9 protein-coding genes are annotated in these 11,008 nt (G+C 33.4%); 6 read left to right on the forward strand and 3 right to left on the reverse strand.

The window, feature by feature from the left end; all coding sequences use genetic code 11:
* Positions 1-39 precede the first annotated feature (39 nt).
* Positions 40-1,224, reverse strand: a complete 1,185-nt coding sequence (locus H5968_RS23530; RefSeq protein ID WP_187041874.1) for an RNA-guided endonuclease TnpB family protein — start codon at positions 1,222-1,224, stop codon at positions 40-42.
* 78 nt (positions 1,225-1,302) lie between these two features.
* On the opposite strand from H5968_RS23530, the gene tnpA reads away from it, so the two are divergent.
* Positions 1,303-1,707 carry an IS200/IS605 family transposase gene (gene tnpA, locus H5968_RS23535; protein WP_187041875.1) on the forward strand — a complete coding sequence of 135 codons (405 nt, stop codon included), beginning with the start codon at positions 1,303-1,305 and terminating at the stop codon, positions 1,705-1,707.
* 101 nt (positions 1,708-1,808) lie between these two features.
* Here the strand turns inward: tnpA and H5968_RS23540 are convergent, their stop codons facing one another.
* Complete coding sequence (locus H5968_RS23540) at positions 1,809-2,735, reverse strand: phosphodiester glycosidase family protein (protein ID WP_187041876.1); 927 nt, start codon at positions 2,733-2,735, stop codon at positions 1,809-1,811.
* 1,343 nt (positions 2,736-4,078) lie between these two features.
* On the opposite strand from H5968_RS23540, the gene H5968_RS23545 reads away from it, so the two are divergent.
* From H5968_RS23545 to H5968_RS23565, 5 genes are all read left to right on the forward strand, one after another.
* Positions 4,079-8,932 carry a type ISP restriction/modification enzyme gene (locus tag H5968_RS23545; protein WP_187041877.1) on the forward strand — a complete coding sequence of 1,618 codons (4,854 nt, stop codon included), beginning with the start codon at positions 4,079-4,081 and terminating at the stop codon, positions 8,930-8,932.
* Positions 8,933-9,172: 240 nt separating this feature from the next.
* Complete coding sequence (locus H5968_RS23550; protein ID WP_187041878.1) at positions 9,173-9,379, forward strand: hypothetical protein; 207 nt, start codon at positions 9,173-9,175, stop codon at positions 9,377-9,379.
* A gap of 355 nt (positions 9,380-9,734) precedes the next feature.
* Positions 9,735-10,025 (forward strand): nucleotidyltransferase family protein, encoded by a 291-nt coding sequence (locus tag H5968_RS23555; protein WP_137668746.1) that lies wholly within the window; start codon positions 9,735-9,737, stop codon positions 10,023-10,025.
* A 181-nt stretch (positions 10,026-10,206) separates the two neighbouring features.
* Positions 10,207-10,461, forward strand: coding sequence for a hypothetical protein (locus H5968_RS23560; protein WP_187041881.1), 255 nt, complete (start codon positions 10,207-10,209; stop codon positions 10,459-10,461).
* Positions 10,455-10,673, forward strand: a complete 219-nt coding sequence (locus H5968_RS23565) for a hypothetical protein (protein ID WP_187041879.1) — start codon at positions 10,455-10,457, stop codon at positions 10,671-10,673. The genes H5968_RS23560 and H5968_RS23565 overlap by 7 nt, the downstream gene beginning before the upstream one ends.
* Here H5968_RS23565 and H5968_RS23570 read toward each other — a convergent pair.
* Positions 10,643-10,840, reverse strand: coding sequence for a hypothetical protein (locus tag H5968_RS23570; RefSeq protein ID WP_187041880.1), 198 nt, complete (start codon positions 10,838-10,840; stop codon positions 10,643-10,645). The two genes, H5968_RS23565 and H5968_RS23570, sit on opposite strands and share 31 nt — an antisense overlap.
* Positions 10,841-11,008: the final 168 nt, after the last annotated feature.

Here is an 11,008-nt window from a genome sequence, read left to right on the forward strand (position 1 = left end):
TTGACACTCTCCGGGCTAAAGCCGCGGAGATTCTACATTCTACGTCAGAATTTGCTCTAGCAGGTTTTCGCCAACCAGAACAGAGATCCCAACTCCTGTAGCGTGACTTTGGGGATGCCCTCCCCTAGCTTGCTTGGCAAGATTTAAAATATTCACTGCTGCATTCACATCTCTCTGCAACTCGCAGCCACAATTACATTTATGGGTACGAGTTGAAAGAGATTTTTTGACAATCGCACCACAATTACTGCATTTTTGTGATGTGTAATGTGGAGCAACAGCAACAACAACACTGTTAAACTTAACAGCAAAATATTCTAGCCATTGGCGAAAAGTAGACCAAGCCGCATCATTAATTGACTTAGCAAGACAATGATTTTTTACCATGTTCTTAACACTTAAATTTTCGTAGGCTACTAAAGCGTTAGCTTTGCATACGTTACGCGCAACTCTCTTTGCGTGTTCATTCCGTTGCCTACTTACTTTTAAATGTTTTTGAGCATATCTTTGTCTTGCTTTGCGTCTTAGATTCTTACCTTTTTCTTTGGTGTAGATTCGACGTTGAGCGTGTTTGATGGACTTCTCTGCTTTTCTTAAAAAGCGGGGATTTGGTTCATGATGTCCATTGGAATCAGAGTAAAAATACTCTAAACCAACATCTAGACCAATTTCACCATCAGCTATTCTGGGTTCTTGTTTAATTTCTGTATCTACACAGAATTGAACATAAAAACCATCAGCACGCTTAACAATTCTAACTCGTTTAATTAACTTAATTGGGTATGTGTGAATATCCCATTTCCCCAATAATTTAAGTTCACCAATACCTTTTTTATCAGTAAAGGTAATACGTCTTTTTGTTGGGTGCAATGACCATCCAGATGTTTTATATTCAACTGAACGGTTATCTTTTTGAAAATGTGGATACCCTTTCTTTCCGGCAACTTTCTTTTTACAGTTGTCGTAAAATCTCTGAATTGCTTGCCATGCTCTTTCGGTTGCAGATTGACAAGCCATTGAATTTAATTCTTCTACAAAACTAAACTCTTTTCGTAGTGCTGTTGAGTAGTTATTTAATGCAATTCTGTTAACTTTTGCTTCTTTTGGGCTATCCATCCAATAGCGGATAGCTTTGTTTCTGACAAACTGAGTTGTCCTGATTGCTTCGTTAATAGCTTGTTTTTGTTTTTGGTTGCATTTGGCTTTGTACTCTAACACCAGCACTACTTAATCACCTCCTTGAGTTTTAGATATTGTCTAGTATACACTATCTATATACACCAAGCAAAGGTAATTTCCAAAATGGCTAAATTTTCTCCAGATGAGTACAGACATGAAGGTAACGCGGTTTCATTACTTAACTACCACTTTGTTTTTATACCTAAACGCCGGAAAAAAGTTCTCACTGGAGCAATAGCGGAGCGACTTCAGCAGATTATCTGTGATGTTTGCAATGAGAATAGATGGCGAATTATCGCAATGGAAATTATGCCAGACCATGTACATTTATTCATCAATGCCAAACCCACCGACAACCCATCTCAGATCATGAACAAAATCAAGAGAAGGGCATCTTGTTTCTTGAGAAAAGAATTTCCTGAGTTACTGAAACTTCCTACTTTGTGGACTCCTAGTTATTTTGTTAGCACTGCTGGTAATATTTGTACGGAAACAGTTAAACACTATATCGCCCAACAAAGAAAATAGTTAAAATCACTGAGGCGTAAACGCCTTAACTGGCTTTCATCCCTTGCCTAAAGGACGGTTAAGTTTCTCCGCCACGCTCCAAAACTTAACCTCAAGGGTTTTCAGCCTTTTTCCTTATAAATGAGAAACACCGAACCAATGGGACCAAAATTTTCCACATACACCTTATTATTATAAAACAACCCTGGAGACATACCCCCATCAAATAACATTCCTTCCCTAATTCTCCCTAAACAATTATTTCTCGCAATACCTTCTAAAACATCATCAAACTGACTAGGTAACAACTCTTTATTATTTGCAGAAACTTGAATACTAGAATTAGCTTTCACATCATTAACTAACAGAATTACATAACCTTTACTGGTAATTGCTACCATAGAACGGTTAGTAGCACCTTTACAAGCAAAATCACCCAAAGCTTTGCAAATATCTTTAAAAACACCCTGATTGTAAAATCTACCATTACCACCTACTACATTATAATTTAGTAAATTAGATCCTCTTTTTCCTATCTGAATAGTAGCAACACGCTGACTGGGGTTTCCTCCAGAAATAGCAAAAGAAGAACGTTTATTTTTAAAAGCACCTGAATATTCAACACCACGAGAAATATTTAAACCTTGGGGTTTATTCACCGTATCTATATAATCTGCATTAATAGCTGCAATAGGTTTTCTACCATTTAACTTGGAATTTTCATCACCTACCAATTGACTAAAAAATTTAGGGATATACTCTCTTCTAAAATTACCCCTACCATCCTTAGCATAGATTTTATGATCTAAACCCACATTTACTTTAAAATCTAAATAGGGGGATTTAGGATTAAAAACAATTACATGATTAATACCTCTAGAATAACGTTCACCTTGATTATTAGTCTTGAAAAATCCAATACTAAACCGAGAATTATTACCAGGACAAATAGTTGATGGTTTTGGTTGAGAATTAGCCACCTGATCCTGAAAACCTAATAATAAGAAACTGCTACTAATTAAGAGGAATAAGAAAGATAATTTTTTCATGGATTGGTAATTGGTAATTGGTGATTGGTAATGGATAGGATTTACAGGATGGTTTATTTTATCAGAATCAGGACACCCTTTGGGAAGTCAAAAGTCAAAAGTCAAAAGTCAAAATTTTTTGTCTGAATCAGGATAACCAGGATTAGAGGATGTACAGGATGTTATTGTTTAATTAATGGTTTGATTTTCTATCTTTTTGTCTGAATCAGGATAACCAGGATTAGAGGATGTACAGGATGTTATTGTTTAATTAATGGTTTGATTTTCTATCTTTTTGTCTGAATCAGGATAACCAGGATTATAGGATGTACAGGATGTTATTGTTTAATTGATGGTTTGATTTTCTATCTTTTTGTCTGAATCAGGATAACCAGGATTAGAGGATGTACAGGATGTTATTGTTTAATTAATGGTTTGATTTTCTATCTTTTTGTCTGAATCAGGATAACCAGGATTAGAGGATGTACAGGATGTAATTTTTATTTTAAGTTTCTAGTTTACGAAAAGATGATAAATTTAGATTAAATAATGATAAGCTGTTACACAGCTAAATTGTATAATCCTAATGTTCTGAACTCTTGTTTAACAGGCAAGATGCCTGTTCCACTTATACAAATTAAATGCACAACAGCTTATAATATCTTTAGATTCTGATGCAAACAGAAAAGTAATCAATAACAATCCTGAAAATCCTTAAATCCTGGACATCCTGATTCAGACAAATTCAGAAATTTAAACAATAACAATCCTGAAAATCCTTAAATCCTGGACATCCTGATTCAGACAAATTCAGAAATTTAAACAATAACAATCCTGAAAATCCTTAAATCCTGGACATTATCTCGACTTCGCTCGATAACCACCTGATTCAGACAAATTCAGAAATTTAAACAATCACAATCCTGAAAATCCTTAAATCCTGGACATTATCTCGACTTCGCTCGATAACCACCTGATTCAGACAAATTCAGAAATTTAAACAATAACAATCCTGAAAATCCTTAAATCCTGGACATTATCTCGACTTCGCTCGATAACCACCTGATTCAGACAAATAAAATCTATAAAATCAAACCATCAATTAAACAATCACAATCCTGAAAATCCTTAAATCCTGGACATTATCTCGACTTCGCTCGATAACCACCTGATTCAGACAAATTCATTAACTTATATTAAGTTACATTAACAAAATAATAAAAAAATTAATACAACATAACTTAGTCAAGACTTTACAACTATACGTAAGTGTAGTTATTATATTGATTAGATTAAATAGATTCAGATCCCGTACTTCTTAAAGAAATCCGGGATCTATAAAGATTACCCATTACCAAATAAATATGACTATTCAAAAAATATTAAACGAATTTAAACAAACTTCCACCTCTACCCGTGATTTAGGTGATAAATTTGAACGCTTAATGTTAAATTATCTCAAAACTGACCCCTTTTATAAAGATCATTTTAGCCAAGTTTGGTTATGGATGGAATTTCCTAAACGGGGAAATATGCCAGATACAGGTATTGACTTAGTAGCAGTGGAAAAGGATACTGGGGATTATTGGGCGATACAATGTAAATGTTATGATTTAGATCAGACCTTAGAAAAATCAGATATAGATTCATTTTTCACCGCTTCCGGGACAAATTTATTTAAAAAGCGGATGATTATTTCTACTACTTCTAAATGGAGTAAACACGCGGAAGCAGCATTAGAAAATCAACAAATTCCCGTTATTCGTGCTACTATTTATGATTTAGAAAATAGTCCCATTGATTGGAATAAATACAGTGTTCAACAACCAGAAAAACTAGAACTTAAACCTAAAAAAAGCATTCGTCCCCATCAACAAACCGCATTAGAAAAAGTCCTCACTGGGTTTAAAACCGCAGATAGAGGTAAATTAATCATGGCCTGCGGTACTGGTAAAACCTTTACTGCGTTGAAAATTGCGGAAAATTTTCCTAGAGATAATAATTTAGATAATCACTTAATTCTGTTTTTAGTTCCTTCTATTTCTTTACTTTCCCAAACTTTAAGAGAATGGACTGCTGAAAGCGAGATTAATTTTCATAGTATCGCAGTTTGTTCTGATGTCAATGTGGGTAAAAATAAGAAAAAGGGTTCGACTTCGCTCACCAACCATGATGTTGCAGATATTACAGTTAATGATTTAGCTTTTCCTCCCACAACCAACGCCCAAGATATTATTAAATCCTATCAGACTCTTGCAGATAAAAAAGAATTAACTGTTATTTTCTCCACCTATCAATCTATTCAAGCAATATCGGAAGCGCAAAAAATTGGTTTACCAGAATTTGATTTAATCATCTGTGATGAAGCACATAGAACCACAGGAGTAACTATTGCAGGAACAGATGAATCTTATTTTGTGAAAGTGCATAATCAAGATTTTATTAAAGCCAAAAAACGGCTTTACATGACAGCAACTCCCAAAATTTACAGCGATGATACCAAAGTTCAAGCTAAAGAAAATCAGGCTTTTTTATGTTCAATGGATGATGTACATATCTACGGTAAAGAATTTCATCGTTTAGGTTTTGGTGAAGCTGTTAGCACTGGTTTATTAACTGATTATAAAGTCATGGTGTTAGCAGTTGATGAAAAATTTGTGGGTGCAACTTTTCAACAACAGTTAGCAGATGCAAATAACGAATTAAATTTAGATGATGCAGTGAAAATTGTCGGTTGTTGGAATGGTTTATCTAAACGTTTACTCAAAGATGCAGAAACAGAAGATATAGAAGATAATAACCCCATGAAACGTGCGGTGGCTTTTTCTCGTAGTATTAAAGATTCACAAAAAATTGTGAGATTATTTGGGGATATTATCAACCAATATCAACAATTAAACCCCGATGATGAAACATTTTTACAATGTGAATTAGACCATGTTGATGGTACACAAAACGCTTTACAAAGAACTGAAAAATTAGAATGGTTGAAAGCTGAACCCCCCCTAACCCCCCCTACAAGGGGGGGAAATGAACCCCGTCAGGGGGGTAATATCTGTCGTATTCTCTCTAATGCGCGGTGTTTATCCGAAGGGGTGGATGTTCCTGCGTTGGATGCTGTCATGTTCCTCACTCCTCGTAACTCGGTGGTGGATGTGGTGCAGTCCGTTGGGAGAGTGATGAGAAAAGCAGAGGGGAAAAAATACGGTTATATTATTTTACCTGTGGGTATTCCTGCGGATATGTCGCCTGATGTCGCTTTAAAGGATAATGAAAAATATAAGGTAATTTGGCAAGTATTACAGGCATTACGCGCCCATGATGACAGATTTAATGATACTGTTAATAAAATTGACCTCAATAAACGCCGTCCTAATAAAATTAGTGTGGTTGGGGTTGGAGGTAGGCAAAAAAATGATAGTTCTACATCTACAAATACGGGAAGTTCCTATCAACAATTAGAATTAAATTTCCCCGTTGAAGAATGGCGAGATGCGATTTATGCGAAAATAGTTACTAAATGTGGTAATCGTCGTTATTGGGAAGATTGGGCTAAAGATGTAGCGAAAATTGCTGAAAGTCACACTTCCAGAATTAAAGCATTATTAGAAAGTTCTGAATCAGCAGCCAAAACAGCTTTTAATGAGTTTATCACAGGGTTACATCAAAATATTAATCCCAATGTCACCGCAGAAGAAGCAATTGAAATGTTATCTCAACATTTAATTACTAAACCTGTGTTTGATGCTTTGTTTGAAGGGTATGAGTTTACTAAATTTAACCCCGTTTCTCAAACCATGCAAAGAATGTTAGATGTGTTAGAAGGTCAATCTTTGCAAAAGGATGTGAAGACTTTAGAAAAGTTTTATCAAAGTGTGCGAGAACGCGCAAGTGGTATTGATAATGCGGAAGGTAAACAGAGGATTATTATTGAATTATATGATAAATTTTTCCGTGCTGCTTTTCCTAAGTTAGTGGAAAGATTGGGGATTGTTTATACTCCCGTGGAAGTGGTAGATTTTATTATTAAAAGTGCTGATTTTGCCTTAAAACAAGAGTTTGGTGTGGGTTTATCTGATGAGGGTGTACATATTTTAGATCCCTTTACTGGTACGGGTACTTTTATGGTGCGGTTGTTGCAAAGTGGGTTAATAAAACGGGAAGATTTACAACGGAAATTTAGTCATGAGTTGCATTGTAATGAGATTGTTTTGTTAGCTTATTATATTGCTGCGATTAATATTGAGGAAAGTTATCATTTCTTAGCTGGTGGTGAATATCGGCCTTTTAATGGGATTGTTTTAACTGATACTTTTCAAATGTTTGAAAATGACGGTTATTTGTTAGAAAAGATTTTCCCGGAAAATAATCAACGGGTGATTAATCAAAAGCAAAATGATATTACTGTGATTATTGGTAATCCTCCTTATTCTGCTGGACAAACTAGCGAAAATGATGGGAATAAAAATCTTAAATATGATCAGTTAGATGACAGAATTAGAAACACCTATGCTAAATATTCTACTGCTACTAATAAAAACAGTCTTTATGATTCTTATATTCGCGGTTTTAGATGGGGAAGTGATAGAATCAAAGATAAAGGTATAGTGTGTTTTGTGAGTAATGGTTCATTCATTGATAATAATGCAATGGATGGTTTTAGAAAATGTTTAGTTGATGAATTTACGAGTATTTATTGTTTTAATTTACGCGGTAATCAAAGAACTTCTGGAGAACAATCAAGAAAAGAAGGAGGTAAAATTTTTGGTTCAGGTAGTCGCGCTACTATTGCTGTTATTTTATTAATCAAAAATCCTGATCAAAAACAGGAGTGTAAGTTATTTTATCACGATATTGGTGATTATTTAAGTCAAAAAGAAAAATTAGATATTATTAAAGTTTTTGGTGATGTTTCTACTATCCAATGGTCAGAAATCACCCCTAATGAAAATTATGATTGGATTAATCAACGTAATGATGATTTTGAAAGTTTTATTTCTTTAGGTGATAAGAAAGACGCAAATTCTAAAACTATTTTTGATTTATATTCAAGGGGTGTTTTAACAAGCCGTGATGCTTGGTGTTTTAATTTTTCACGTCAATTATTAATTAATAATATGACTAAAATGATTAATTTTTATAATGAACAAGTTGAAGAATTTAAAAAATATTTAAAAGGTAAAATTTTATCAAATACTGAACAAAGGAAAAAACAAGTAGAATCTTTTATAGATGCAGACACTACAAAAATAAGCTGGTCAAGAGAATTAAAAGATGATTGTGGAAAGTTAAAAATACATTTATTTAATGAGAATGAAGTTACAAAAGCCATGTATCGTCCTTATTGTAAGCAATGGATATATTTTAATAGATATTTGAATAACTGTGTTTATCAAATGCCTAAGATTTTCCCTAATCATAATTTGGAAAATTTATTAATTTGTGTTATGGGTAGAGGAGAAGATAAAGAATTTTCTGTGTTGATATCTAATGTATTAATAGAGTATAAATTAATATACAATGGGGATAATTTCCCCTTATATACCTACGAAAAACAAAGCGAACTAGGAACATTATTTGCAACAGCAACCACAGAAGAATATACCAAAAAAGAAAACATCCCCGATCGCATATTAAAAGACTTCCAGAAAAAATATCAAGACAAAAACATCACCAAAATAGACATATTTTATTACATATATGGAGTCCTCCACTCCCCAGAATATAAACAAAGATTTGCAGCAGACCTCAAAAAAATGTTACCCCGCATCCCCTACACGGGAGACTTTTGGACATTCAGTAAAGCAGGTAGAGAATTAGCAGATTATCATTTAAACTATGAAACCATAGAACCTTATGAAATCAAAGAATTTTCACCAGAAATATATTTAGATCCTCAAGATTACCGTGTAGAAAAAATGGTATTTGGAAAGAACAAAAACGGAATAGATAAAACCACCATCATCTATAACAGTAAAATCACCCTAACACAAATCCCCCTAGAAACCTACGAATATATAGTAAATGGAAAATCAGCATTAGAATGGGTAATGGAGAGATATAAAATCACCAAAGATAAAGATAGTGGAATAGTCAACGATCCTAACCACTGGTCAGAAGATCCGCGATATATAGTAGATTTAGTCAAGAGGATAGTTAGGGTTAGTTTAGAAACAGTGAGAATAGTGAAAAGTTTACCAGCATTGAATGAATGGTAATATTTGTCAGAATCAGGATAACCAGGATTAGAGGATGTACAGGATGTAATTTTTAAACTTCTAATTTTCCTTTGCATCTTTGCGTCTTTGCGTCTTTGCGTGAGATATTCTTCAATCTTTAAATCCTGATACCAACAGAAAATTAAAAAATCACAATCCTGAAAATCCTGAAATCCTGAAAATCCTGATTCTGACAAATAATGATATAATAAAAAATATTTAACTCAGGAGTTAAAAAAAATGACATTTAAAGAACAACTGGTAGCAGAAATAGAAACCATGACAGAAGAACAAATAGCAGAATTGTTAATAATGGTTAAAAATATGAAAACCAAACCAGAAATTAAACGGCATTTTCCAGTTGTGAATATGGTAGGTAAAGCTAAAACATTAGGTGATATTGTTAGTCCTATTGTAGATGAAAAGGATTGGGAATGTCTGAAATAATTGTACTTAATACTCATATTTAAATGAGGAATTATTATGAATATTGTAGGTTGGGTATAATGAAATGAAACCCAGCAAAATCATCATTATCACCAATCAGGATTAAAGGATGTAATTTAAAATTTAAGATTTAAAATTTAAAATTTAAAATTTAAAATTGTCAGAATCAGGATAACCAGGATTAAAGGATGTACAGGATGTGATTTGTAAATTTTTTGTTGACGAAAAGATGATAAATATAGATTAAATAATGATATAATATCTTTAAATTGTGATACCAACAGAAAATTAAACAATCACAATCCTGTTAATCCTTAAATCCTGGACATCCTGATTCTGACCAAAAATGATCATCATGAATAGAGAGAATTTAATTAATTTCCTCAAAGAAAATTTAACTAACATCAAAAGTTATGGTGTCACATCCTTAGCTTTATTTGGTTCTTATGCAAGAGATGAAGCTAAAACTACCAGTGATCTGGATTTATTAGTAGAATTTCAAGGACAAGTTACCTTTGATCAATATATGGATTTAAAATTTTTCCTAGAAGATAACTTAGGTTTATCCGTTGATTTAGTAACTAAAAAAATGTTAAAACCTCAAGTAATCAGTTCAGTAGAAAAGGATGTAATTTATGTCGCGTAGTTTAAAACTCTATTGTGATGATATTGTCATCAGTTGTGATAAAATTCTGCGTTAAGTCGCTCAGTACAAGTCGCTCAGTACAAGTCGCGATAGTTGAGCGTAGTCGAAACTCGATAACCACCTGATTCTGACAAAGAATGATATAATAAAGAATATTAAATGTGCTTCAGGAGTTAAAAACATGACATTGAAAGAAGAACTATTAGCAGAAATAGAAACAATGACAGAAACGCAAATAGCAGAATTTATCGTAATGCTTAAAAACATGAAAAATAAAAATCCAAACTTTGAAGAAAATCAAATTAAAAAATTAACTATTGGTGAATGTATAGCAAAATTTCGAGAAGAATTAATAGAAGAAAAAATAGAAATTAACCCTGATGAAATTTGGCATAATATTCGTGATTATCATCCAGGTAGAGAGGTAATTTGGTGATTCGCTTTTTATTAGATACTAATATTATATCTGAACCTTTAAGGATAGAACCCAATCAAACAGTTTTACAAAACATGGTAAAATATGAATTAGAAATTGCTATGGCATCAATAACATGGCATGAACTATTATTTGGTTGCTATCGTTTACCACCTTCTAAAAAGAAAAATAAAATTACTCACTATTTACACCAGGTAATTAGGGGTTGCTGAGAAAGTCTTTCCGTGAGGGCATAGGAGTCAGGAGTCAGGAGTCGTAGGGGCGAAGCATTCGGACGACAAATTATCAATTTTATGAAAAGGCTATTTTCCGAATGCTTCGCCCGTACAGGAGTCAGGAGGAGATGTGAAAATTTCTTTGCCGTCTCTTGAAATCCCAAAAAATGCACACTTTTTCCGGTATACCCTTCAAAACCCTTGGACTAATTTCTGTGTTTATCAGCCTCTAACCTTTGATATATCAAGGTTTTAGGTTTATTCAGCAAACCCTAAATAGGGTTTGCTGAAAAAGTCTCTTCGTTAAGGCAGGGAATAGGGAATAGGCAAGA

It is taken from the genome of Sphaerospermopsis sp. LEGE 00249 (genome assembly GCF_014299995.1).
GTDB lineage: Bacteria > Cyanobacteriota > Cyanobacteriia > Cyanobacteriales > Nostocaceae > Sphaerospermopsis > Sphaerospermopsis kisseleviana.